Source organism: Komagataeibacter xylinus, assembly GCF_031081985.1.
Classification (GTDB): domain Bacteria; phylum Pseudomonadota; class Alphaproteobacteria; order Acetobacterales; family Acetobacteraceae; genus Komagataeibacter; species Komagataeibacter xylinus_E.
The window spans coordinates 269784-294972 of the sequence record NZ_JARWSK010000004.1 but is presented as its reverse complement, the minus strand read 5'-3'; the positions used below and the strand labels follow the sequence as shown (position 1 = coordinate 294972).

Here is a 25189-nt window from a genome sequence, read left to right as displayed (position 1 = left end):
AAAAGCAGCATCCACGAACTTTTATCCTGTTGCGGCTTACGCGGCACTTTCCACCCGCTGCCCCCGCGCCATCATGTAATCACGCGCCAGTGGCAGGGCATCGATTTCACGCGAGAGCGTAAGCTGGAAGTTCATGTGCCCCTGCACGCGAAACGCCAGTTCCGACACCACCAGATAGAACTCGAACATGCGGCAGAAACGCTCGTCATACAGCCGGGCGATCTGCGCGCGCCGCGCATTGAAGCGGCTGCGCCAGTGCGCGATGGTGCGGGCGTAATGCAGGCGCCAGATCTCGCAATCAGCCAGCCACAGCCCGGCATGCTCAACCGCCCCCACCACCTCGCTCACGGCAGGGGAATAGCCACCGGGAAAGATGTAGCGGTCAATCCACGGATTGGTCACGCCCGGCCCTTCCCTGCGGCCGATGGCGTGCAGCACCATCACGCCATCGGGCCGGAGCACGCGGCGCATGGTGGCAAAGAAGGCACGGTAATGCGCCACCCCCACATGCTCGAACATGCCGACTGAAATGATCCGGTCATACTGCCGGGCAACAGCGCGGTAATCGAGCAGCTCGAAGCGCACCCTGCCCTCCAGCCCGGCAGCATGCGCCCGGCCCCGGGCAATGTGTAACTGCTCGCGCGAGAGCGTGATGCCCGTGACATAAGCGCCGTAATCACGCGCCAGCGTCAGCCCCAGCCCGCCCCAGCCACAGCCCACATCCAGCACGCTCATGCCGGGGCGGTGCAGGTGCAGCTTGGCGGCAAGATGATGCTTCTTGGCGGCCTGCGCCTCGGCCAGCGTTTCGTGCCCGGTGGGGAAGTAGCCGCAGGAATACTGCATGTCCTCATCAAGGAAATGCCGGTAAAGCGTGCTGTCGAGGTCATAATGATGGGCGACATTGCGCCGGGCGCGTCCCCGGGTGTTATCTTGCAGCCACGACCGCGCCATGTAGCGCAGGGTGGAAAACACGCGCTCGCCCGCCGGGCTGCGCTCCATCACGTTGCGCATGAGCACATGCATCAGTTCATACAGCGTGCAGTCCACGGGGTGCAGCGTGCCCGCCATATAGGCCTCGCCCACCTTCAGCGCGGGGTCGAGCAGCAGGGCACGCGCGGTAGCCGTATCAGCAAGGCGCATGGCGGCTTGCGGGCCGGGCCTGCCCACGTAGCTGCGCCGGTCACCGTCAGGGTAATAGACCTCGAGCCGGCCTGATGTAATGAAATGGGCGAACGCCCGGTCCAGCAGTACAGGCGCCATCGGTCTTCTCCCCGCATGCCTTTTGCTGCAACCCGAACGGCAAAAGCCCGGAAGAGTTGCCTCTTCCGGGCTTTCACAACCATTCCAGCCACCCGCGAAGCGGGTGATGGGTCAGGTCAGTCAGACAGCCGGGGTTTCCTCGATGGCGGTCTCTTCCGAAACTTCGCCCTCAGTTACCACGCCTTCATCAGCCAGTGTGGGTTCGTCGTCGATATCAACGCCGATTTCCTCGCCACGGGCCTGACGCTCTGCTTCTTCCTCAGAGCGGGCAACGTTCACGGTCACCTGCATGGACACTTCCGGGTGCAGGGCGACGCTGACGTCATACAGGCCAAGCTGCTTGATCGGCTCGGGCAGGATCACCTGGTTGCGGGTGATGCTCAGGCCGGCCTTGGTCGCCGCTTCAGCGATGTCGCGGGTCGTGACCGAACCGTACAGGCTGCCGCTGTCACCTGCCTGGCGGATCAGGATGACCGACAGGCCGTGCATGCGCTCGGAAAGGCGCTCGGCCTCCTCGCGGTTCTTGAGGTTCTGGGCCTCAAGCTGCACGCGCTCACGCTCGAAGCGCTCGCGGTTATGTGCGTTGGCGCGGATCGCCTTGCCCTGGGGCAGCAGGAAGTTACGGGCATAACCCGGCTTCACCGTGACGATCTCGCCCATCTGGCCCAGCTTCTCGACGCGCTGGAGCAGGATGAGTTCTACTGCGGACATGATTCTGCCTCCCTCAGCTTACAATGTAGGGCAGCAAAGCCAGGAAACGCGCACGCTTGATGGCCTGGGCCAGTTCACGCTGCTTCTTGGCGGAGACTGCCGTGATGCGGCTGGGAACGATCTTGCCACGCTCGGACAGGAAGCGGCTCAGCAGGCGCACGTCCTTGTAGTCGATCTTCGGCGCGTTGGGGCCGGAGAACGGGCAGGACTTGCGGCGACGGTAGAACGGACGGCGCGCACCAACCGCAACGCGGCGGGCGGCGGGGTTGATCTCGGTGGTTTCAGACATCAGCTCTTACTCCGCTTCGGCGCTGGCAGTGGCGTTGGCGCGCTGCTGTTCTTCACGCTCGTTACGGGCGCGGAACTCCTCGCGGTCATCGAAATTGCGGCGCGTGCCACGACCGCTCTCGAAACGGCCGGTGGGCTTGGGCCCACGGAAGCCACGCTCACGCTCGTCACCCTTGCGCGACAGGATGACCGAGGGAGCCTCGTCGATCTCGTCGATGCGCAGGGTCAGGACGCGCAGGATATCTTCGTTCAGGCCGAGCTGGCGCTCGATTTCCTTGACCGCGGCAGAAGGCGCATCAAGGCCGAGGAGCATGTAATGGCCCTTGCGGTTCTTCTTGATACGGTAAGCCAGCGTGCGCAGGCCCCAGTATTCGCGCTTCTTGATGGAGCCGGATTCGGCTTCCAGATAGGTGGCGATGCCATCAGCAATGGCTTCGACCTGCTGCTGCGACACGTCATTACGTGCAATCAGCACGGTTTCATACAACGGCATTGGAACTCCCTTCGGATCACTTCAACCCCCGCATGGACGGACACGGTCCGCCATGTTGCCCATAGGGCACGGGTATAGCCGGGGGCGATGCCACGCACCCGGCAGGGAAGGAGCGGGTTGAAACACAAACCCCGTCCCTGCACAAGGAAAAAGTACGGTTTACTTCGGATCTTTTGGCGCCAGCCACGTAAAGACGGGCTCGGGCGAGACAAGCTGCGGCTCGTCATGGCGGAACCCCGTGACCGACTTGACCACCGCAAGCGGCACGTCAAGCATCGGGCCGGGGGCACGGGTCTCGCCCTTCGCCATCAGGGCGCGGGTGGCGGCAAAGGCCTCCTTGTGCAGCATGGGCACGGCGGGCGGGGCCTCGCCGCGTATCTCGAGCGCGAGCATTTCCCCGCCGCGCCCGTCATGCACCACGCTCCAGCATTCCTCGCCCGCCTCATAGCCCTGGGCCTGACTGACGGGGTCGACGCTCCCCACATCACACGTTACCAGCCTGCCCTCGCGCACCAGGGTCTTGCGGTCATAATCGGCCAGAAGCCCGCTATCGTTATCAACGCGGATGACAAACCACCCGTTGGGCAGGTCGGCTATGGCATAAGGCGCCTCACCACCCGGGTCCGGCGTGCCGGTGTCACGCAGGCCAAGCGCATCGATCAGGGCAGCCCGATCAACGCCGTGGAATTTGTAGTAGGATACGTCGAACTCCATTTCCCTCTCTCCAATTATGGGACAGGAAAGAAATGGTAACGATTTCGTGTTATAACAATATCTGGAATACTATTTTTATGCGCATGCCTGCATTCAGGCCAGCCGCAGCCGTGCGGGCGGCACAAGGCCGAGCGCATGCGGAATGGTCCAGACCTCATGCAGGGTGCGCACCTTGCGAAACCCTGCCCGCAGGTAATTGGGCAGGGCGCGCGGATGATCGGCCGAGCAGGTATTGACCCGGAGCACGGCTGGCCGCAGCCCCCAGGCCCGCGCCACCATGTTGTGCAGGAATGCCTGCCCCACCCCACGCCCGATCCATGCGGGCAACAGGCCGAAATAGGCGATGTTCACGTCCGGCGCGTAGCGGCTGTCGAGTTCGCAGAAACCGGCAGGCTCGCTGCCATCATAGAGCACATGCACGGCAATGCCGGGGCCACAGAGCAGGCGGGCAAGCTGGGCATCAGGCATGACGCGGCGCAGCCACCAGCAATAATCCTGCCCGACCGCATCATACAGGGCGCGGTACCAGGCCACGCCGGGGCGGAAGGTCTGGTGAATGCTGTAGCCCGGCGGCAGCGCCGGGGGGATTCCGGGTGGCGGACGGTCCATGCACAGGAACGTCACATCCACCCCGATCCGTGTTCCGCCCCCCTCCGGCGCGTCGCGGCCGGGGGCACATGGAACCTCAGTTATCATCAAGGAACGAGCGCAGCTTGCGGCTTCGGCTCGGGTGCTTGAGCTTGCGCAGCGCCTTGGCCTCGATCTGGCGGATACGCTCGCGCGTCACGTTGAACTGCTGGCCCACTTCCTCAAGCGTATGGTCGGTGTTCATGCCGATGCCAAAGCGCATGCGCAGCACGCGTTCCTCACGCGGGGTGAGCGAGGACAGCACCCGCGTCGTCGCCTCGCGCAGGTTGGTCTGGATCGCGGCATCAAGCGGGATGACGGCGGCCTTGTCCTCGATGAAGTCGCCAAGGTGGCTGTCTTCCTCATCACCGATCGGGGTTTCGAGCGAGATCGGCTCCTTGGCGATCTTGAGCACCTTGCGCACCTTCTCAAGCGGCATGCCCAGCTTCTCGGCCAGTTCCTCGGGCGCGGGTTCGCGACCAATCTCATGCAGCATCTGGCGCGAGGTGCGCACGAGCTTGTTGATCGTCTCGATCATGTGCACGGGAATGCGGATGGTGCGCGCCTGATCGGCGATCGAGCGGGTGATGGCCTGCCGGATCCACCACGTGGCGTAGGTGGAGAACTTGTAGCCACGGCGGTATTCGAATTTGTCCACCGCCTTCATCAGGCCGATATTGCCTTCCTGAATCAGGTCAAGGAACTGCAGGCCGCGATTGGTGTATTTCTTGGCAATCGAGATCACGAGACGCAGGTTGGCCTCGATCATTTCCTTCTTGGCGCGCGCCGAATCCCGCTCGCCGCGCGAGACGGTGGCGTATACGCGGCGGAACTCGCCTACCGGCAGCCCGGTTTCCTGCGTCAGTTCCGCCACCTGGTTGCGCAGGCGGATGACCGTCTCGGCATGCTTGGCGAGGAAGTTCTTCCACGACTTGGCAGGCAGCCCCGCCACCATGTCCATCCAGCCCGGATCGAGTTCGCGGCCACGGTATTTGAGCAGAAAGTCATCACGCGAGACGCGGGTGCTCTCGGCAAGGCGCAGCATGCGGCCTTCAAGGCCGTTGAGGCGCTGGAAGATTTCCTTGAGGTGCTCGACCAGCACCTCGATGCGGGCATTGTGCAGGTGAACCTGCTGCACCTTGCCCACCAGCTCCAGGCGCAGCTGCTCGTAGCGGGCTTCCTCATCGGCGGAGATTTCGCTACCCGCGGTGAATTTTTCCAGCCGCTCGGCCTGCACCTTGTGCAGCGCCTCGTACAGCGCCTCGACTTCCTGGAACTGCTCGAGGATCTCGGGCTTGAGTTTTTCCTCCAGCGCGGAAAGCGACAGGCCGGCACCTTCGCCCTCACCCTCGCCTTCGCTCTCGCTTTCCTCGGTCTCTTCCGCCTCGTTGCCTTCGTTCTCGGCAAAGGCGCCCTCGCCCTCGGCGGCCTCGGCAGGGTCGTTGCCGCCCGCCTGCATGGCCTCGAGGTCCACGATGTCGCGCAGCAGCATCTCACCGGCCTTGAGCCGCTCATGCCACGAAATGATGGCGCGGAAGGTCAGTGGGCTTTCGCACAGGCCGCCGATCATCTCGTCGCGGCCCGCCTCGATGCGCTTGGCAATCGCGATCTCGCCCTCACGCGAGAGCAGCTCGACCGAGCCCATCTCGCGCAGGTACATGCGCACCGGGTCATCGGTGCGGCCAAGGCTTTCGGTATCGACGTTACCGGCGGCGGGTTCCTCGCTCTCGGTTTCTTCCTCGGCGGTGTCGTCGCTCTTGGTTTCAGCGGCGGGGGCGGCCTCGGTGTCGTCGTTATCCTCGTTCTCGACCACCTGCATGCCCATCTCGGACAGGGCAGCCATCACATCCTCGATCTGCTCGGAGGACATCTGATCCTGCGGCAGGACGGCGTTGAGTTCGTCAAACGTGATGTAGCCGCGCTCCTTGCCGCGCGCGATCAGCTTCTTGACGGCGCCGGACCGGGTGTCCAGCAGGGTTGTATCGTTGTCCTGATCCCCTGAAGCCGTGTCCGTACCCGTGGCTGTCTTTGTCGCCATGCCCGATCAATCCCTACCCAGCAAATCCGTTTACACGCGTGCGCCCAAACCAGCCCGCGCACAGGGGCCGCGCCCTTGTTCCCGCCCCCTTCGCGCAGCGGGACAGGATACGGCCAATCATACCGTTTTCATCTGCATTTGTCTGGTGCAGGTGGTCGATAACATGGTCGAAGTCAAGGGCACGCGCGCCCCATTTCATTCAATCGGCCCATTTTCCGCCTCATTCCTCCTCCTCGTCACCACCGCGACGCAGGGCATCGAGGGCGATGAGGCGGGTGCGCAGGCTGTCCCATTCCGCCTCATCAGGCGTACCCGCGCACAGGCGCTCGGTATCGGCGCGCAGTTCTGCGGCGAAGCGCTCCACGTCAAGCAGGGCGTAGAAATGCCACCACTCCTGCACGGGGTCGGTGTCAAACAGGTCGGCATCGGCAGCCTGGCCCCGCCGCCCGCGGGTGGCATCCACGCGCTGGCGCACATCGGCAAGGCCCGCTTCGGCCAGCCGTGCGGCAAGTTCATCCGCATCGGGCAGTTCGCCGTTGCGGTCATACAGGTCGAGCAGTTCCTCGCGCAGGGCGGCGAGGTCGGGCGGCAGCGCAAGGCTGCAATAGGCGTCCTGCACCGCGTCAAGCACGCGGGGCTGTTCGAGCAGGATGGCGCTGAGAATGCACTGGCGCTGCAGGTCGGCGGCCATGGGGGCGACCGGGGCCGTGGCCACGGGCACCCGTTTCGCGCCGCCGCGCCCATCGCGGCGGAAGGTCTGGAAAAAGCTGTCGAGCAGGGTCGAGCGGTATTCGGCGGCCAGCGTCTTGTCAGGGATGAGGGCCGCCACTGCCACAAGCTTGCGCCGCAGGGCCGCGCGCTGCTCGGGGCCGGGATCGCGCACGCCCTCGCTCATCAGCCCGAACAGCACCTGCCCCATCGGGCGCGCGCCCTCGATCATGGCGGCCATGGCGGCGCTGCCATGGCGGCGCACGAGGCTGTCGGGGTCTTCGCCTTCGGGCAGGGTGCAAAAGCGCAGCGTGCGCTCGACATTGAGCAGCGGCAGCGCGGTTTCCGCCGCCTTCACCGCCGCGCGCTGGCCCGCGCCATCGCCATCGAAGCACAGCACGGGGGCGGGGGCGACCTGCCACAGCGCCTCGAGCTGCTCGGCGGTGAGCGCCGTGCCCAGCGGGGCGACCGCGCCATGAAAGCCCGCCTGGTGCAGCGCGATCACATCCATGTAGCCTTCAACCACCAGCAGTTCCGCCCCTGCCCCGCTGCCGCGCACGCCCTCGCGCGCGCGGTCAAGGCCGAACAGCACCCGGCGCTTGGAGAAGAGCGCGGTCTCCGGCCCGTTGAGGTATTTGGGCTGGCCATCGCCCAGAATGCGCCCGCCAAACGAGACCAGCCGCCCGCGCCGGTCGCGGATGGGAAAGGTCACGCGGTTGAAGAACAGTTCACGCTGGGGGGCGCCACTTTCATCGGCGCGCATCACCCCCGCATCACGCAGCATGGCGGGCGTGATGTCGAGTTTGGCCATTTCGGCCACCAGTTCGCCCCGCCCGGCACCCGACCAGCCCAGGCCGAAGCCAGCGATGGTCTCATCGGTCAGGCCACGGCCGTGGAGATAGGCCAGCCCCTCGCGCCCTTCGGGTTCATACAGCCTGCGCTGCCATGACTGCTGCACGGCCTCGAGCACATCGCCCAGCGTGCGGGCCTGCTCGGCACGTTCGCGCTGCACCGGGTCGGGCTTTGGCATGTCCATGCCCGCCGCGGTGGCCAGTTCCTCCACCGCCTCGGGGAAGGAACGGCCCTCGCTCTGCATGACAAACGTAATGACATCGCCATGCGCCTGGCAGCCAAAGCAGTGGTAGTGGTCGTCATAGACGTAGAATGATGGCGTCTTTTCCCCGTGGAAGGGACAGCACGCCTTCCAGTGCTTCCCCGAGCGCACCAGCTTGGTGCGCCGCCCGATAATGGGGGCGATGGGCGTGCGGGCACGCAGCTCGTCAAGGAATGCGGGGTCAAGCGCCATCGTTACACGGACTCCGGCGCAATCAGGCCGAAAGCCGCGCGCGCACGACCGCCGATGCGCTGGCCGGATTCAGTGCCGCGCCAAACTGCTCCTTGAGTGCTGCCATGACCTTGCCCATGTCCTTCATGGAGGTGGCATCGGTGCGCTCGATGGCTTCGCGCACCGCGGCCTCGATGGTGGCGTCATCCAGATCAGGCGGCAGGTAGTCGCGGATGATCGCGATCTCGGCCTCTTCCTTCTCGGCCAGTTCGGGGCGACCGCCCTTGATGTACATCGCCGCCGATTCCGTGCGGGACTTGATCATGCCACGCAGCATGGAAATCACCGCCTCATCGCTTACCTGGTCCTCGCCCTTGGCGCGGCCTGCGATATCGACATCCTTCAGCTTTGCCGTAATCATGCGGATGGTGCCGACCTTTTCGCTCTGGCCAGCCTTCATGGCGGTTTTCAGGTCATCCATGAAACGTGCGCGCAGGGACATGCTGTCAACTCCTCTGCCCGGCGGGAGGGCACGATGCCCCCTTGCATGCCGGGAATAATTTTCCCAATGTCTCGGTGCAAGGGTATGTGGGAATTTTCTTCCCAATTACCAGAGACGCTGTTAGGCAATACTCCCGGAAGGGACATCATCCAATGCCGATGACGATAGAAAGTATTATCGAACGCCTTGGCGGGGCCGAACAGGCCGCGAAGCTGACTGGCGTCAGCACCGAGGCCATTCGCAAATGGCGGCAGGCCCGCGCCATTCCGCCCAAGCACTGGACCACGGTGCTGCGCGCCACCGGCCTGTCACTGTCCGACCTGCAACCCGCTACAGAATCCGACCGACCGGAGCCCCCGATGAGCACGTCAAACCCGATCGCACCGGCCGACAGGCCCAAAGCTGCGACAGCCGCCCTGATCCTGGCCGATGGCACCATCCTGTGGGGGTGCGGATTCGGCGCGTACAGCACGGAGCGCGCGCTGGGCGAGATCTGCTTTTCCACCGGCATGACCGGCTACCAGGAAACGCTGACCGACCCGTCCTTCGCAGGCCAGATCATTACCTTCACCTTCCCCCATATCGGCAATACCGGCACCACGCCGGAGGATGATGAGGCCACCACCATCAACGCCCGCGCGCTGGTGGTGAAGGAAGACCTGACCGCGCCCGCCAACTGGCGCGCGACCGAATCGCTCGATGCGTGGCTGAAAGCCCAGAACGTGCCGGGCATCTGCGGCATCGACACCCGCGCCATCACGCGACGCATCCGCGAGGGCGGCCCGCAGACGGCCATCGTGGCCTACCCTGCCGATGGCCAGTTTGACATCGCGGCCTTGCAGGCCCAGGCCCGCGCCTGGCCGGGGCTGGAGGGCATGGACCTTGCGCGTGAAGTCACCTGCGCCAAGCCTTACGCGTGGAGCGAGGGCGTGTGGCAGTGGCCGCATGGCACCGCACCCCTGCCCGCCAAGCGCCACAAGGTGGTAGCCGTTGACTACGGGGCCAAGCGCAACATCCTGCGCTGCCTGGCCTCGGCTGGCTGTGACGTGACCGTGGTGCCCGCCACCACGACCGCCGAGGAAATCCTCGCCCTCGACCCCGCAGGCGTGTTCCTGTCCAACGGGCCGGGCGACCCGGCGGCGACCGCCAGCTATGCCGTGCCCGCCATCAGGGGCGTGCTCGAGGCGGGCAAGCCGCTTTTTGGCATCTGCCTTGGCCACCAGCTCCTGGCCCTCGCACTCGGTGCCAAGACCTACAAGCTGGCGCGCGGCCACCGTGGCGCCAACCAGCCGGTGAAAGACCTTGAAACCGGCAAGGTGGAGATCACCAGCCAGAACCATGGTTTTGCGGTGGATGACAAGTCGCTGCCCGCCGATGTGCGCGCCACCCATACCAGCCTGTTTGACGGCTCGAACGAGGGGATCGCCACCAGCCGCTACCCGGCGTTCTCGGTGCAGTACCACCCCGAGGCCAGCCCCGGCCCGTCAGACAGCCACTACCTGTTCCGCCGTTTTGTCGATCTGATCGACACCACAACCAAGACCGCGTGAAAGCCGACCCGACATGCCCAAACGGACAGACATCAGCTCCATCCTGATTATTGGCGCCGGCCCGATCGTGATCGGCCAGGCGTGCGAATTCGACTATTCCGGCGCACAGGCGTGCAAGGCCCTGAAGGAAGAGGGCTACCGCGTCATTCTGGTCAACTCCAACCCCGCCACGATCATGACCGATCCGGGGCTGGCGGATGCGACCTATATCGAGCCCATCACCCCGGAATTCGTCGAGCGCATCATACTGCGTGAAAAGCCCGATGCGGTCCTGCCCACCATGGGCGGGCAGACGGCGCTCAACACCGCCATGGCGCTCGACAAGTCCGGCTTCCTCAAGAAACACAATGTCGAACTGATCGGTGCCAATGCCGAGGTGATCGACCGCGCCGAGGACCGCCAGAAATTCCGCGAGGCGATGGACGAAATCGGCATCGAGAGCCCGCGCAGCCTGATCGCCCATACGCTTGATGAGGCCCGCGCGGCCCTTGCCACCGTGGGCCTACCCTCGGTCATTCGCCCCTCCTTCACCATGGGCGGCTCGGGCGGCGGCATTGCCTACAACAAGGAGGAGTTCGACCGCATCGTCACCTCCGGGCTTGATGCCTCCCCCACCACGGAAGTCCTGATCGAGGAATCCGTGCTGGGCTGGAAGGAGTATGAGATGGAGGTCGTGCGCGACACGGCTGACAACTGCATCATCATCTGCTCCATCGAGAACATCGACCCGATGGGCGTGCATACCGGTGATTCCATCACCGTCGCCCCTGCCCTGACCCTGACCGACAAGGAATACCAGCGTCTGCGCGACATGTCGCTGGCCTGCCTGCGCAAGATCGGGGTGGAAACCGGCGGCTCGAACGTGCAGTTCGGCATCAACCCGGTCGATGGCCGCGTCGTGGTGATCGAGATGAACCCGCGCGTGTCGCGTTCCTCGGCACTTGCCTCCAAGGCCACGGGCTTCCCCATTGCCAAGATCGCGGCCAAGCTGGCGGTGGGCTACACGCTCGATGAACTGACCAACGACATTACCGGCAGCACACCGGCCTCGTTCGAGCCCACGATCGACTACGTGGTGGTCAAGATCCCGCGCTTCACGTTCGAGAAGTTCCCCGGCACGCCTGCCCTGCTCTCGACCAGCATGAAGTCGGTCGGCGAGGCGATGGCCATTGGCCGCTCCTTCCCCGAGGCGATGCAGAAGGGCCTGCGCTCGATGGAAATCGGGCTGGCGGGTCTGGACCCGGTCGAGGCGCCGGGCGATGGCGGGCCGGATGCCTTCCGCGCCGCGCTTTCGCAGCCGCGCCCCGAGCGCATCCTCATGGCCGCCCAGGCCCTGCGCGCGGGGCTGAGCGTGGAAGACATTCACGATGCCTGCCGCTTCGAGCCGTGGTTCCTGCGCGAGCTTGCCAAGATCGTGGCCGCCGAGCACGCGGTGGTGCGTGACGGCCTGCCCGAGGATGCCGACAGCCTGCGCGCACTCAAGGCCCTGGGCTTCTCCGACATCCAGCTTGCCCGCCTGTCGGGCACGCAGGCCGAGGAAGTGGCGAAGCTGCGCGAAGGCCGGGGGGTGACCCCGGTGTACAAGCGCATCGACACCTGTGCCGGTGAGTTCGCCTCCCCCACGCCCTATATGTATTCCACCTATGAAGGCGGGTACGGCGTGCCGGAATGCGAAAGCAGGCCGACCGATCGCAAGAAGATCGTCATCCTTGGTGGCGGGCCGAACCGCATCGGCCAGGGCATTGAGTTCGACTATTGCTGCGTCCATGCCGCCTACGCCCTGCGTGAGGCCGGTTTCGAGACGATCATGGTCAACTGCAACCCCGAAACCGTCTCTACCGACTATGACACGTCGGACCGCCTGTATTTCGAGCCGCTGACGGCTGAGGACGTGATCGCCCTGATCCGCCGCGAGCAGGAGAACGGCACGGTTCTGGGCTGCATCGTGCAGTATGGCGGGCAGACCCCGCTCAAGCTGTCGCACGCGCTCGAGGCGGCGGGCATTCCACTGCTCGGCACCCCCGCCGATGCGATCGACCGCGCGGAGGACCGCGAGCGCTTCCAGACCATGCTGCACAAGCTGGGCCTGCGCCAGCCTGCCAATGGCATCGCCCGCAGCCCGGCGGAAGCCGAGGCCGTGGCCGAGAAGATCGGCTACCCGGTGGTGGTCCGCCCCTCCTACGTGCTGGGCGGACGGGCTATGGAGATCGTGCATGACCGCGCGAGCCTCCAGCGCTACATGCGCGTGGCGCTGCAGCTTGCAGGCGCCGAAGTGGCCAACGGCCCGGTGCTGATCGACCATTACCTCAATGACGCGATCGAAGCCGACGTGGACTGCATTGCCGATGGCAAGGAAGTCTATGTGGCTGGCGTGATGGAACACATCGAGGAGGCGGGCATTCATTCGGGTGACAGTGCCTGCTCGCTGCCGCCCTACACGCTCTCGCCCGCCATCGTGACCGAGCTCAAGGCCCAGACCGAGGCCATGGCGCGTGAACTGGGCATTGTGGGCCTGATGAACGTGCAGTACGCGATCAAGGGGCAGGAGATCTTCGTGCTCGAGGTCAATCCCCGCGCCTCGCGCACCGTGCCCTTCGTGGCCAAGGCGACCGGCGTGCCGGTGGCCAAGATCGGCGCGCGCGTCATGGCCGGTGCCAGGCTGGCCGAGTTCCGGCTCGATGACCGGGCCGTGGCCCCGCATGTGGCGGTGAAGGAGGCGGTGTTCCCCTTCAACCGCTTCCCCGACGTGGACACGATCCTCGGCCCCGAGATGCGCTCGACGGGTGAGGTCATGGGGCTTGACGCCTCGTTCGAGCGCGCCTTCGCCAAGTCGCAGCTTGCGGCGGGCGTGAAGCTGCCGCTTTCGGGCACGGTGTTCCTGTCGGTGCGCGACAGCGACAAGGCCGCCGTCAAGTCGATCGGCCGCCTGCTGGTCGAGATGGGCTTCAGGGTCGTGGCGACCCGCGGCACTGCCAAATACCTGCGTGAAGCCGGTGTTGCGGTGGACGTGATCAACAAGGTGCTCGAAGGCCGCCCCAACTGTGTCGATGCCATCCGCTCGGGCGAGATCCAGATGGTCATCAACACCGCGCAGGGCGCACAGGCGGTGAGCGACAGCTTTGACATCCGCCGCTCCGCACTCACCCACGGCATTCCGCACTACACCACCATTGCGGGAGCACGGGCCGCGACGCATGCCATTTCGGCCATGCGCGAGGGGGTTCTTGAAGTCGCGCCGCTTCAATCCTATTTTAAGGGATCATTCTGAGCGCATCGCCACAACGCGGGTGGTCTGCTGGTCCCTGGGCTGGCAGGCTGCCCGCGTCGTATTACAGGCAATGCACCCGGACACAGCAACCAACCGTCAGTTGCGGAAACTGACCTTCACCTCGGGGACAAACCTTGCAGAAATTTCCGATGACAGCCCCCGGGCTCGAACGGCTCGAAGACGAACTGCGCAAACTCAAGAGTGAAGAACGCCCCGCGATCATACGCGCCATTGCCGAAGCGCGGAGCCACGGCGACCTTTCGGAAAACGCGGAATACCATGCCGCCCGCGAGCGCCAGTCCTTTACCGAAGGGCGCATCCAGGAACTTGAGGAAATTGTCTCCTCCGTCGAGGTGATCGACCCGGCCTCGCTCTCGGGCGATCAGGTCAAGTTCGGCGCGCGCGTAAAGCTGGTGGATGAGGAAACCGACAAGGAAGCCACCTACCAGATCGTGGGCGTGTACGAGGCCGACATCAAGCAGGGGCTTCTGTCCATTTCTTCCCCGCTGGCCAAGTCGCTGATTGGCAAGAGCGTGGGCGACAGCGTGTCCGTGCCCGCCCCCGGCGGCGACCGGACCTACGAAATCCTGGAAGTTACCTACGGCTAGGCCATAAACCCGTGATCACGCTTGAAGACATCACCGCCGCCGCAAAGCGGATAAAGGGGCGCGTACTCCACACGCCCACCGTCCCGTGCCAGACCCTCTCGCGCGCGACCGGCGCGGATATCGTGCTCAAGCTCGATAACCTGCAGGCGGTCGGCTCGTTCAAGGAGCGCGGGGCAGCCAACAAGCTCGCCCTGCTCACCCCGCGTGAGCGCGAGCGCGGCGTGATTACCGTATCAGCGGGCAATCATGCGCAGGGCGTGGCCCGCCATGCCTCCCTGCTCGGCATTGACGCGGTGATTGTCATGCCGCGCTTCACGCCCGCCGCCAAGGTCACGCGCACGGCGGCGTGGGGGGCGACCGTGGTGCTGGAAGGCGACAACTTCGCCGAGGCCACGGCGCATGCCAACATGCTGTGCCAGCGCGAGGGGCGGGTATTCGTCCACCCCTATGACGACCCCGAGGTCATGGCCGGACAGGGCACGTTTGCACTCGAACTGTTCGAGGATGCAGGCCCGCTTGACACCTTCGTCTGCCCCATTGGCGGCGGCGGCCTGCTTTCGGGCTGCGCCGTGGCCGGGCGCGCGCTCCAGCCGGGCATGGACATCATTGGCGTGCAGGTTGAAAACTTCTCCTCGCTTTCCGGCTTCCCCGGTGATGAGGTGATGCCACCGGGTGGTGCCACCATTGCCGAGGGCATTGCGGTGCTGCAGATCGGCCGCCAGCCGCTCGAGGTCATTCGGGAACTCGTATCAAGCGTGCTGGTTGTGCCCGAAAGTGCGATCGAGACCGCGATTACCATGCTGGCCGAAGGGGCCAAGCAGGTGAGCGAGGGCGCGGGGGCCACGGCCCTTGCTGCCGTGCTGACCTACCCCGAACTGTTCCGCGGCAAGCGCGTGGCCCTACCCATTACGGGCGGCAACATCGACAGCCGCATCCTGGCCAATACCCTGCTGCGCTCGCTGCTGCGCGACGGGCGGCTTTTGTGCCTGAAGATGGAAATACCCGACCGCCCCGGCGTGCTGGCCGACATCTCGCGCAAGATTGGCGATGAAGGTGGCAACATCATCGAGGTCTCGCACCAGCGCCTGTTCACCACGCCAAGCGTGCAGGCCGCCGAGCTTGAGGTGATGATCGAGGCCCGTGACCCCGAACATGCCCGCGCACTCGAGGCCGAACTGGCCAAGACCTATATCGTGCGGCGGGCCTGACGCGGGCGCGCAAAAACAGAAGATAAAAGTTTTGGGTGAAGCTTTTTTCAAAAAGCTTCGAAAAACGCCGCCTTTTTGAAAAAAGGCGGCACCCAAAAACTTTTATCAATGGGTTATTTCCAAACAGTCTCTTAAAATCACAGGTCTGCGGGGCAGCATGCAGAACCGCGTGGTGTTTTATTTCGTGCCGAACAGCCGGTCGCCCGCATCGCCCAGGCCGGGGCGGATATAGCCATGCTCATCCAGCCCACGATCAATGGCGCAGGTCACGATCCGCACATCGGGGTGCGCGCGGCGCAGGCAGGCTACCCCTTCGGGCGAGGCGAGCAGGCACACGAACACCATCCTGTTGCACCCGGCCTGCTTCAGCCGGTCAATGGCCGCCACGGCGCTGTGGCCGGTGGCCAGCATGGGGTCGACCACAAGGCAGATGCGGTTGCCGACATCATCGGGCAGCTTGAGGTAATACTCGACCGGCTCCAGCGTTTCGGGGTCACGATACAGCCCGACATGGCCAATACGCGCCGAGGGCACAAGGTCGAGCAGCCCGTCAAGAATGCCATTGCCCGCGCGCAGGATGGAAACAAGGCACAGCTTCTTGCCCGCCAACCGCCGGGCCTCCATACGCTCGAGCGGGGTATCGATTTCCACCGGCTCGAGCGGCAGGTCACGCATCGCCTCATAGCCAAGCAGCAGGCTGAGTTCACGCGCAAGCCTGCGAAATTCCCCGGTCGAAGTCTGGCGTTCGCGCATCAGAGTCAGTTTGTGCTGCACCAGCGGGTGATCGACAACAACAACACCCGTATCATGCGGGGCGGCAGGCTCGGTCATTTTGCTTCCTTCTGTTAAAGTCATGAAAGTTTCCGGGTGTCGCCTTTTTTCACACAGGCGACGTTCTTCGAAGTTTTAAAAAAAAGCTTCACCAGAAACTTTTTTCGGCCTGCTTCACGCAGCCCCGTCACGCGGCACGAATGTCAGGGCCAGTCCGTTCATGCAATAGCGCAGGCCGGTGGGCGGCGGCCCGTCGGGAAAGACATGGCCCAGATGCCCGTGGCAGTGCGCGCAGTGCACCTCCGTGCGGGTCATGCCGTGGCTGGTATCGGTGGTGGTGCCCACCGCGCCGGGAATGGCATCGAAAAACGACGGCCAGCCGCTGCCGCTTTCATATTTCGTGCCGGAATAGAACAGTGGCGCGCCACAGCCCGCGCAACGATATTCACCGGCACGCTTTTCGTTGTTCAGCGGGCTGGAGCCGGGGCGCTCGGTGCCGTGTTCGCGCAATATGCGCAACTGCTCGGGGCTCAGGCAGCCGCATGAGGCCCCCTTGCTTGCGGGATCAGACATGGCTGCTTCCTTCCTTGGCTACAGAGGCATTTGACGCTGAACGCTTTTAGGGCATCATGCCACACAAAATAAAACAGGGAGAAAATAACCCCATGAACGACCATGAATCGGTGAACAGGCCCCCCCGCCCCGTCATGCTGGTGGTACTTGATGGATTCGGCTGGCGCGAGGATGAAGCCAATAACGCGGTAAAAGCCGCCCGTACCCCCGCCTTTGATCAATTATGGGCAACCGGCCCCCGCGCCTTCCTCAAGACGTGTGGCGAGGACGTGGGCCTGCCGGGCGGGCAGATGGGCAATTCCGAGGTGGGCCACCTCAATATCGGCGCGGGCCGCGTGGTCATGCAGGAACTGCCGCGCATCAGCACCGGCCTTGCCGATGGCACGGTGGCCAACAGCGACGTGATGCGCGATTTCATTGCCGCGCTGAAAAAAACCGGCGGTACCTGCCACCTCATGGGCCTTGTCTCGCCCGGTGGCGTGCATGCGCATCAGGACCATGCCGTAGCCCTTGCCCGCATCGTGCGCGCGGCGGGCGTGCCGGTAACCATGCACATCTTTACCGATGGGCGCGATACCGCCCCGCAATCCGGGCACGGCTATGTGTGCAAACTGCTCTCGGCCCTGCCCGAGGGCACGCGCATCGGCACCGTGTCGGGCCGCTATTACGCCATGGACCGCGACCGCCGCTGGGAGCGCGTGGAGAAGACCTACAACGCCATCGTGGCCGGTGAAGGCCCGCATGCGGGCGATGCGCTCGATGTGCTCGACAAGGCGTATGAGGCGGGCACCACCGATGAGTTCATCATCCCCACCGTCATTGGCGAATATGGCGGCATGCGCGATGGCGACGGGGTGCTGAGCTTCAATTTCCGCGCCGACCGCATCCGCCAGTTGCTCGATGCGCTGCTTGAACCCGGCTTCGAGGGATTTGCGCGCGTGAAGCTGGTCAACCTCGCCGCCGTGACCGGCATGACCCGCTACAGCGACCGGCTGGCCGAACTGATGACCGTGCTGTTCCCCCCGCAATCCCTGCATGATCTGCTGGGTGATGTGGTGAGCGAGGCGGGGCTGAAGCAGCTCCGCATGGCCGAGACGGAAAAATACCCGCACGTGACCTACTTCCTCAATGGCGGGCGCGAGGCGCAGCTTGCGGGCGAGGACCGGATCATGGTGCCCTCCCCCAAGGTCGCGACCTATGACCTCCAGCCCGAAATGTCGGCCCCCGAACTGACCGACCGCGCGGTCGAGGCGATCGGCAGCGGCAAATATGACCTGATCGTGCTCAACTTCGCCAATGCCGACATGGTGGGCCATACCGGCGTGCTCGCCGCCGCCATCAAGGCGGTCGAGGCGGTTGATACCGGGCTGGGCCGCATTGCAAAAGCCATCGAACACGCAGGCGGCGCATTGCTGGTCACCGCCGATCACGGTAATGCGGAAACCATGTTCGACCCCGAAACCAACGGCCCCCACACCGCGCATACGCTCAACGTGGTGCCCGTAGTGCTGGCCGGCGGGCCAGAAGGCGTCGGGCTGCATGATGGCCGCCTGGCCGATCTGGCGCCCACGCTGCTGCAACTCATGCACCTGCCCCAGCCCGCCGCCATGACCGGGCACTCCCTGCTGGACGGGTCCACGCCATCCTGACACCACGCCTGCATGCCACAGCCCGCTGGCCGGTCCGCCTGGCCAGCGGGTTCGTGTTTTTATGCGCGGCACACGCGCCTGCCGGGGCCGTATCCTCCCATGCGGGCGGTACCCATGCCCATGCAGGCCATGCCACGCACGCCACACCCCATGCCCCCACGGCCAGCGAGCAGCGCATCCGCGAACAGCTTGAAGCCGCGCGCAGCGCGCATGAAAACCTGCTGGCACGCGAGCAGCAGCAGGCCCACGACCTCGAGGCCCGCCGCAGGGAACAGCAGGAGGCCCGCGAGCAGGCCCGCGCGGATGCTGAAAAAGCGGCCAGCCTGTCCGCCGCCACGGTGGATGCCACGGCGCGCCTGCAACAGACCGAGCAGCAGGCCGCCGATATCGACGACCGCATTGGCGACCTGCATGCCGAGCAGGCGGCCCTGCGCCAGCAGCTTGCAGCCCAGGTCGCCCGCCTCGCCCCCCTGCTGCCGCTGGCCGAGCGCCTGTCGCTCTACCCCGCCGATACATTGCTGGCCGTGCCGCTACCGGCTGACCGCGCCGTGACCGGCCTGCTGGTGGTGCATGGCATGATGACCGACATCGCCCGGCAGGCCCGCGCCATACACGACCGCCGCACCCGCCTGCTTGCCCTTGATGATGAACTTGGCCGCCAGCAGCAGCAGATGCGCCAGGTCGTAACCCAGCGTGAAAGCCAGCGCGATGCGGTCAACCGCGCGGCCCATGCCGCCCTTGAGGCCCAGCAGCGCTCGAATGCCGCAGCCCTCAGCGCCACCCAGGCGGTGGAAGACGCCGCCCGCCGCGCCTCGAGCGTGCAGGACGCCATTACCCGCATCGAGGAAACCGAGGAACAGGCCGAAAAAAATCTTGAACAGGCCGCCCGCGCCGCCGAGCGCGCGCATAACATGCAGGCCGCCACCGCAGCCCGCCGCCAGGCGCATGAAATGGCTGATGGCGCAGGCCCCGGCATCAGCACCGCCAATGCCAGCGCGGGCGCGCCCGTGGCGGGCACGGTGCTGACCGCCTGGGGCCACACGACGGAAAGCGGGCCTGCCACCGGCATCACCTACGCGCCCCCTTCACGCGCAAGCGTACGCGCGCCATGCACGGGGCGCATTGATTTTGCCGGGCCGTTCCGTACCTATGGCCAGATGATGATCCTTGACTGTGGCAAGCATTACCGCTTCGTGCTCGCAGGACTTGGCGAGATCGCGGTCGCCGCCGGCCAGCAGGTAAGCCGCGGGGCGGCGGTAGGCCAGATGCCGCAATGGAGCGGCGGCGGCTCAAGGCCGACCCTGTTCGTGCAACTGCGCCACGGGGGGGGCACGGTCAACCCCGCGCCATACCTGTAATGGCGCGCAAGGCGGTTTTGTCCCTACGCGGGTTCGGTATATGCTACCGACCCGTGACGGATGGGCAAGACCACGTTACAACGCAACGCGAAGATTACGTGCAGGCCTGCCGGAGCATGGCGGCGGGCACCCAGGAGACAACGACGCATGAAATTCCGTAATGGCCTGCTGATCGGTTGCGCCTTTCTTGCAGGGATCGTGGTGGCCCCGCAGGTTGCCCACTATTCAGCCAGCAGGTGGGGCGGTTTTGCCCCCATGGCCCATGCGGCGGACGCAGTCTCGAAGGATGACAATTCCCCCCAGGAAATCGAACAGCTCATGTTCCTGTTCGGTTACGTGCTGGAAAAGGTGAAGGCCAATTACGTCGAGCCGGTCTCCACGCGCGACCTCATCACCAACGCGCTCAACGGCATGCTGAGCGGGCTCGACCCGCACTCCTCCTACATGACCGAGAAGCAGTTCTCCGACCTGCAGGTCCAGACCAAGGGCTCGTTTGGCGGCCTCGGCCTTGAAGTGCAGGGCGAGGACGGGCACGTGCGCGTGGTCTCCCCCATTGATGACACGCCCGCAGCCCGCGCAGGCATCAAGCCCGGTGACTTCATCGTGGCGATCGATGGCAAGAACATTGATGGCCAGCCGCTCGATCAGGTCGTGACCCGCATGCGCGGCAAGCCCGATACGCGCATCACCCTGACCCTGATCCGTGAAAAGACGCCCAAGCCCGTCATCGTCACGCTGACGCGCGCCATCATTCCGCTGCAGGTCATCAAGTCCGCGCTGTATGACAATGTCGGTTATATCCGAATCGCGCAGTTCAACGAGGAAACGCAGTCCGGCCTGATGGCCGCCTACAAGAAGCTGCAGGCCCAGACCCATAACAGGATGGCGGGCCTGATCATCGACCTGCGCTCCGACCCCGGCGGGCTGCTGACACAGGCGATCGACGTAGGCTCCGACTTCATCCGCAGTGGCGAGATCGTCTCCACCCGCGCCCGCCACCCGCAGGACAGCCAGCGCTGGGATGCGCATAATTCCGACATTACCGGCGGCCTGCCCATTGTCGTGCTGATCAATGGTGGCTCGGCCTCGGCCAGTGAAATCGTGGCCGGTGCGCTGCAGGACCACCAGCGCGCCGTGCTGCTGGGCGAGAAGACCTTTGGCAAGGGCTCGGTGCAGACCATCCTGCCCATTCCCGGCGAGGGCGCGATCCGCCTGACCACGGCGCGCTACTACACGCCGTCGGGCCGTTCCATCCAAGGGCTGGGCATCATCCCCGACATTCCCGTGCGCGAGGCGCATGATGATAGCGGCTACAGCATTCACGAGGCCGATCTCGCGCATATCATCAAGAACCGGGGCGGCAACACGGCCCAGCCGCCCACGCGCACCGACCTGCCCGCAATAGCCAAGACCATCCCGACCCAGCCGCCTGCCAACTGGCCGGAATTTGACCCGACCAAGCCCACGACCGACTTCCAGCTTCAGGAAGGGCTGCGCGTCGTGCGCTCCATGGCCGGGCTGCCGGTGCCGCCCGAGCCGCCCGCACCCCCGGCTGGCAAGGCGCCTGCCACCGCTGCTGCCACACCGGCCCCCAAGGCCACGCCGCCTGCCGCCCCATCGGCTGCGGCCCCCACCACCACGCCGGATGCAACGCCGCCCGCAACCGCTGCCCCGCCACCCGCACCGGCGGAGAAGCAGGCCCCTGCGGCCCCGGCAACGCCTGCGGTGCCCGCCGCACCGGCCCAGCCCTGATCGTGCCGGAAGACCAGCCTTTGACCAGCAACACCACCCTGCCCTATCGCCCCAATGTGGGTGCGCTCGTGTTCAACCTGCGCGGGCAGGTGCTTGTCGCCCGCCGCACCGACATGCCAGGCGCCGGCGGGCCGCCGGATGAAGGCGTATGGCAGTGCCCGCAGGGCGGCATTGATGAAGGCGAGAGCCCGCAGGTTGCCGTATTGCGCGAACTGCATGAGGAAATCGGCACCGACAGGGCCGAGATCCTCGCCGCCTACCCCGAATGGCTCAGCTACGACCTGCCCGGCCACCTGATTGGCAAGGCGCTTGGCGGCCGCTACCGGGGGCAGACGCAGCAGTGGTTCGCCCTGCGCTTTACCGGGCAGGACGGGGACATACGGCTCGATACCCACCAGCCTGCCGAATTCGATTTATGGAAGTGGGTGGAGCTCGCGCAGTTGCCGCACCTCAATGTCGGCATCAAAAAAGATATTTACGCAAAGCTTGCCGCCTATTTCGCGCCTTACGCCACCGCAAGCTGAGGCATGAGGCCCGCGCGGGCAAGCGCCGTCCACGTTTTGCCACTGAGCAGCGGCGCGAGGCACAATCCTGCTGCATCGGCAGCCGTAATCCAGCGCAGTTCGGCAATTTCAGCAGCAATAGCGGGCGTGGCTTCAAGCTGCCCGGTCCAGATGCGGGCCTGCACGGTATAGCCTGGCTCATTGGCGGCGGGCGCTGAAAAATCACCGGCCAGTTCCGCCCCCAATGTAAGGGGGCAGCCCAGTTCCTCATCAATTTCACGCCGTAATGCCTGCTCCGGGCTTTCACCCACCTCCGGCTTGCCGCCGGGCAGCATGAAGGCCGTGGTGCCGCGTTTGCGCACGACCAGCAACCGCTCTTGTTCAATAATCGCGGCGCAGACGACCCGGATTACTTTTGTCATGGCCTTTCTCCTGCCTGAAACGGATACAGGTTTTTGGGTGCCGCCCTTCTTTCAAAAAGGCGGCGTTCTTTGAAGCTTTTTGAAAAAAGCTTCACCAAAAACTTTCATACATTACTTGTCCCCGCCTTTGAGCGGCGACATGAGGAAGCAGAACGGCACAACCAGCATGCACCCGATACCGAGGATCATGAAGACCTCGTTATAGGCCAGGATCGCAACCTGACGCTGGAACTCCTTGTACAGCCGCCCCACCGCCACGTTATTGAGCGCGCCCTGTGCGTAACCACGCATCACCGCAACGCCCCGGCTGTGGGCGAGGTATTCGTTGAAGGGCTGGTGGTAGGGCGTCATCCAGTGCACCATCTGGTTCTGGTGCGCCTGTCGCAGTTCCGTCACCATGGCGGTAGCACCTGAAATACTGAGTGATCCCAGTACGTTACGCGCCATGCTGAACAGCGCTGAGCCATCGGCGTTCAGGTTGCGGGGCAAGGTGGCGTAGGTAATGGTCGAGATCGGCACGAACAGGAAGGCCATCGTCCCCGTCTGGCTCATGCGGAACAGCACCAGATGCCGGAAATCAAGGTCAGGCACCAGTTGCGCCGACCAGATCATGGATATGCCCATGAGGAAGAAGCCCAGCGCGATGATATAGCGCAACTGCACATACTTCATCGCAATGCCCACCAGCGGGATGAGCACGATCACCACAATGCCGCCGGGCGAGAGGATCAGCCCCGACAGTGTTGCGGTATAGCCCATGATCTGCTGCGAGAACTGCGGCACGATAATGGCCGAGGAATAGAGCAGCGCCCCCACCGCCCCCATCAGCCCGGTGCCCACGGCGAAGTTGCGGTCCTTGAACACCCGCAAATCCACCGCCGGGTTCTTGGCCCGCAGCAGCCAGATGATGGCGCCGCCTATGCCAAGGAAGGCAAGAATGGCCATGGTGACGATAATGCGCGAGCCGAACCAGTCCTCGTCCTCGCCACGGTCAACCGCCACTTCAAGGCAGCCAAAGCCGATGGTGATCAGCCCGATGCCCACGAAGTCGAGCGGCGCGTTCTGCTTGCGCGCCCATGGCGGGTCATCGATCATGATCGAGACCGCGATGGTGGCTAGGATGCCCACCGGCACGTTGATGAAGAACACCCACCGCCACGAGTAGTTATCCGTAATCCACCCGCCAAGCGACGGGCCGAGCACGGGGGCCACCACGGTGGCGATCGCCGTCAGGCCAAAGGCCGCGGCGCGTTTGTCAGGCGGGAAGGTGTCAAGAATGATGGATTGCTGGTTGGGCTGGAGCCCACCGCCAAAAAAGCCCTGCATCAGGCGGAAGAAGATCAGTTCGGGCAGGCTCGTCGAAATGCCGCACAGGAACGACGAGAGCGAGAACATGGCAATGCAGATGAGGAAGTAACGCTTGCGCCCGAACAACTTGCCCAGCCAGCCCGATATGGTGAGCACGATGCCGTTGGCTACCAGATAGGAGGTGAGCGTCCAGGTCGCATCATCATAGGTTGAGGACAGGCTGCCTGCGATATGCGGCAGCGCCACGTTGACGATGGTGGTATCGAGAATTTCCATGAAGGCGGCCACCGTCACAACCACGGCGATCAGCCATGGGTTGTGCTTCGGTTTCCAGCCCGCGCCATCCGCCGGGGCCGCAGGCGCTGCCTGCGCGCTCATTCCGTATGGACCGTAGGTTCAACCGACAGCCCGAGGGAAAGCGGCAGGTCGGCACGCAGCCCCTCGTCGATCAGGATCTTGACCGGCACGCGCTGCACGATCTTCACGTAGTTGCCCGTGGCGTTTTCTGGCGGGAAGGCGCTGAAGGTTGCGCCCGTGCCAAGCTGCAGCGAGTCAACATGGCCCCTGAGCTTGAGGAACGGGTAGGCATCAATGGCGATATCCACCTTCTGGCCGGGACGCATGTGGGTGAGCTGCGTTTCCTTGTAGTTGGCCACGACCCAGATTTCAGGCTCGACCACGGACACGACCGTCTGGCCTGCGGTGACATACGTGCCACGCTCGATGTTGCGCTGCGAGATCCAGCCATCATGGGGCGCGCGGATGGTGGTCCATTCCACGTTCAGCTCCGCCTCGCGCAGCTTCGCCTCGGCCTGGCTCAGCGTGGCCTGCTCCCCGCTCACGCGGGCCTCGGTGCTGGCAATGTTGGGGATGACGGGCAGCGCGGTTTCAAGGTTGCCCTGCGCTTCAAGCACCTGCGCCTTGGCCGCATTCAGCGCGGCGGTGGCGTAATCGATGTTCTGCTGCGATGTCGCCTCGCGGGTTACGCCATGCTGGCGGCGGTAATCGGTCTCGGCCTTGAACTCCTGCGCCTGCGCCTGCTGCAACTGCCCCTGGGCGACCATGAGGTGGCCGGGGAAGTTCTTTTTGGCCACTTCAGCCAGAAGGGTATAGTTCTGCACCTGCGCGCGCGCGATATCGACGGCGGCCGCCGCCTGGTCACGCTGGGCGCGCCAGTTGCGGTCATCAATGCGGGCAATGACATCACCCTGATGGACGAACTGGTTGTCGTTCACCAGCAGTTCGGTCACGTAACCGGACACATGGGGGGCCACCGCCACGGCACGGCCGGCGGTGAAGGCATCATCGGTTTCCACCTCGTTGCGGTGCAGGAACCAGTACAGCACGCCCAGCACCACGACCACCACGACAATACCGATCAGGATCAGCTTGCGGCGCGGCGATACTTCCTTTTTCTTCTTGTCCTGTCCGTCTTCAGGTGCGTTGCCTTCGTCCGCGGCCATCTGCTTTCCTCATCATCACTTGATTGCAGCCCCTGATCCTGTCATCTCGCGCATTGACCGAACGGGTCGGTCAATCCATTGCACGAAGCTTGCCACACTTCAACCGCCAACCCCGGCCCAAGTGCACATT

General features: G+C 64.6%; 22 protein-coding genes. 8 read left to right on the top strand and 14 right to left on the bottom strand.

Annotated elements, in window-relative coordinates; all coding sequences use genetic code 11:
• Positions 1 to 36: 36 nt before the first annotated feature.
• From QEG70_RS09540 to QEG70_RS09500, 9 genes are all read right to left on the bottom strand, one after another.
• A complete protein-coding gene (locus QEG70_RS09540; protein ID WP_308720437.1) occupies positions 37 to 1260 on the bottom strand; it encodes a class I SAM-dependent methyltransferase in 1224 nt (407 codons plus the stop codon).
• Positions 1261 to 1380: 120 nt separating this feature from the next.
• A complete protein-coding gene (rplI, locus tag QEG70_RS09535; protein ID WP_308720436.1) occupies positions 1381 to 1971 on the bottom strand; it encodes a 50S ribosomal protein L9 in 591 nt (196 codons plus the stop codon).
• Between the two features lie 13 nt (positions 1972 to 1984).
• Positions 1985 to 2260, bottom strand: coding sequence for a 30S ribosomal protein S18 (rpsR, locus tag QEG70_RS09530; RefSeq protein ID WP_061271282.1), 276 nt, complete (start codon positions 2258 to 2260; stop codon positions 1985 to 1987).
• A gap of 6 nt (positions 2261 to 2266) precedes the next feature.
• Positions 2267 to 2752 (bottom strand): 30S ribosomal protein S6, encoded by a 486-nt coding sequence (rpsF, locus tag QEG70_RS09525; protein WP_061271284.1) that lies wholly within the window; start codon positions 2750 to 2752, stop codon positions 2267 to 2269.
• Positions 2753 to 2911: 159 nt separating this feature from the next.
• On the bottom strand, positions 2912 to 3466 hold the full coding sequence (locus QEG70_RS09520; RefSeq protein ID WP_308720435.1) for a hypothetical protein: 555 nt from the start codon (positions 3464 to 3466) through the stop codon (positions 2912 to 2914).
• A gap of 93 nt (positions 3467 to 3559) precedes the next feature.
• On the bottom strand, positions 3560 to 4162 hold the full coding sequence (locus QEG70_RS09515) for a GNAT family N-acetyltransferase (protein WP_308720587.1): 603 nt from the start codon (positions 4160 to 4162) through the stop codon (positions 3560 to 3562).
• Entirely contained in the window at positions 4152 to 6131 is a 1980-nt protein-coding gene (gene rpoD / locus QEG70_RS09510) for an RNA polymerase sigma factor RpoD (protein ID WP_308720434.1), read from the bottom strand. Before rpoD ends, QEG70_RS09515 begins: the two co-directional genes overlap by 11 nt.
• A 220-nt stretch (positions 6132 to 6351) precedes the next feature.
• Positions 6352 to 8145: a DNA primase gene (gene dnaG / locus QEG70_RS09505; RefSeq protein WP_308720433.1), complete on the bottom strand. Its 1794-nt coding sequence runs from the start codon at positions 8143 to 8145 to the stop codon at positions 6352 to 6354.
• 22 nt (positions 8146 to 8167) lie between these two features.
• Positions 8168 to 8626 (bottom strand): GatB/YqeY domain-containing protein, encoded by a 459-nt coding sequence (locus QEG70_RS09500; RefSeq protein ID WP_159262223.1) that lies wholly within the window; start codon positions 8624 to 8626, stop codon positions 8168 to 8170.
• 152 nt (positions 8627 to 8778) lie between these two features.
• Between QEG70_RS09500 and carA the strand changes: the two genes are divergently transcribed.
• From carA to QEG70_RS09480, 4 genes are all read left to right on the top strand, one after another.
• Complete coding sequence (gene carA, locus QEG70_RS09495) at positions 8779 to 10176, top strand: glutamine-hydrolyzing carbamoyl-phosphate synthase small subunit (protein ID WP_308720432.1); 1398 nt, start codon at positions 8779 to 8781, stop codon at positions 10174 to 10176.
• Between the two features lie 13 nt (positions 10177 to 10189).
• Positions 10190 to 13444: a carbamoyl-phosphate synthase large subunit gene (carB, locus tag QEG70_RS09490; RefSeq protein ID WP_308720431.1), complete on the top strand. Its 3255-nt coding sequence runs from the start codon at positions 10190 to 10192 to the stop codon at positions 13442 to 13444.
• Positions 13445 to 13578: 134 nt separating this feature from the next.
• A complete protein-coding gene (gene greA, locus QEG70_RS09485) occupies positions 13579 to 14052 on the top strand; it encodes a transcription elongation factor GreA (RefSeq protein ID WP_078524521.1) in 474 nt (157 codons plus the stop codon).
• A gap of 11 nt (positions 14053 to 14063) precedes the next feature.
• Entirely contained in the window at positions 14064 to 15260 is a 1197-nt protein-coding gene (locus QEG70_RS09480; RefSeq protein WP_308720430.1) for a threonine ammonia-lyase, read from the top strand.
• A 177-nt stretch (positions 15261 to 15437) separates the two neighbouring features.
• Here QEG70_RS09480 and upp read toward each other — a convergent pair whose 3' ends face one another.
• On the bottom strand, positions 15438 to 16091 hold the full coding sequence (gene upp, locus QEG70_RS09475; protein ID WP_308720429.1) for a uracil phosphoribosyltransferase: 654 nt from the start codon (positions 16089 to 16091) through the stop codon (positions 15438 to 15440).
• A gap of 114 nt (positions 16092 to 16205) precedes the next feature.
• A complete protein-coding gene (msrB, locus tag QEG70_RS09470; RefSeq protein ID WP_308720428.1) occupies positions 16206 to 16604 on the bottom strand; it encodes a peptide-methionine (R)-S-oxide reductase MsrB in 399 nt (132 codons plus the stop codon).
• A 92-nt stretch (positions 16605 to 16696) separates the two neighbouring features.
• On the opposite strand from msrB, the gene gpmI reads away from it, so the two are divergent.
• The 4 genes from gpmI (at position 16697) to QEG70_RS09450 (ending at position 21887) form a co-directional block, all read left to right on the top strand.
• Positions 16697 to 18253: a 2,3-bisphosphoglycerate-independent phosphoglycerate mutase gene (gene gpmI / locus QEG70_RS09465; protein WP_308720427.1), complete on the top strand. Its 1557-nt coding sequence runs from the start codon at positions 16697 to 16699 to the stop codon at positions 18251 to 18253.
• A gap of 38 nt (positions 18254 to 18291) precedes the next feature.
• Positions 18292 to 19611 (top strand): murein hydrolase activator EnvC family protein, encoded by a 1320-nt coding sequence (locus QEG70_RS09460; RefSeq protein ID WP_374762586.1) that lies wholly within the window; start codon positions 18292 to 18294, stop codon positions 19609 to 19611.
• A gap of 147 nt (positions 19612 to 19758) precedes the next feature.
• Entirely contained in the window at positions 19759 to 21363 is a 1605-nt protein-coding gene (locus tag QEG70_RS09455) for a S41 family peptidase (RefSeq protein WP_308720425.1), read from the top strand.
• Between the two features lie 20 nt (positions 21364 to 21383).
• Complete coding sequence (locus QEG70_RS09450; protein WP_308720424.1) at positions 21384 to 21887, top strand: RNA pyrophosphohydrolase; 504 nt, start codon at positions 21384 to 21386, stop codon at positions 21885 to 21887.
• Here QEG70_RS09450 and QEG70_RS09445 read toward each other — a convergent pair.
• The 3 genes from QEG70_RS09445 to QEG70_RS09435 all read right to left on the bottom strand — a co-directional run bounded on the left by QEG70_RS09445 (position 21869) and on the right by QEG70_RS09435 (position 25059).
• A complete protein-coding gene (locus QEG70_RS09445) occupies positions 21869 to 22288 on the bottom strand; it encodes an NUDIX hydrolase (protein ID WP_308720423.1) in 420 nt (139 codons plus the stop codon). The genes QEG70_RS09450 and QEG70_RS09445 overlap by 19 nt on opposite strands.
• 111 nt (positions 22289 to 22399) lie before the next feature.
• Positions 22400 to 23974: a DHA2 family efflux MFS transporter permease subunit gene (locus QEG70_RS09440; RefSeq protein WP_308720422.1), complete on the bottom strand. Its 1575-nt coding sequence runs from the start codon at positions 23972 to 23974 to the stop codon at positions 22400 to 22402.
• Positions 23971 to 25059 (bottom strand): HlyD family secretion protein, encoded by a 1089-nt coding sequence (locus QEG70_RS09435; protein WP_308720421.1) that lies wholly within the window; start codon positions 25057 to 25059, stop codon positions 23971 to 23973. Before QEG70_RS09435 ends, QEG70_RS09440 begins: the two co-directional genes overlap by 4 nt.
• Positions 25060 to 25189: the final 130 nt, after the last annotated feature.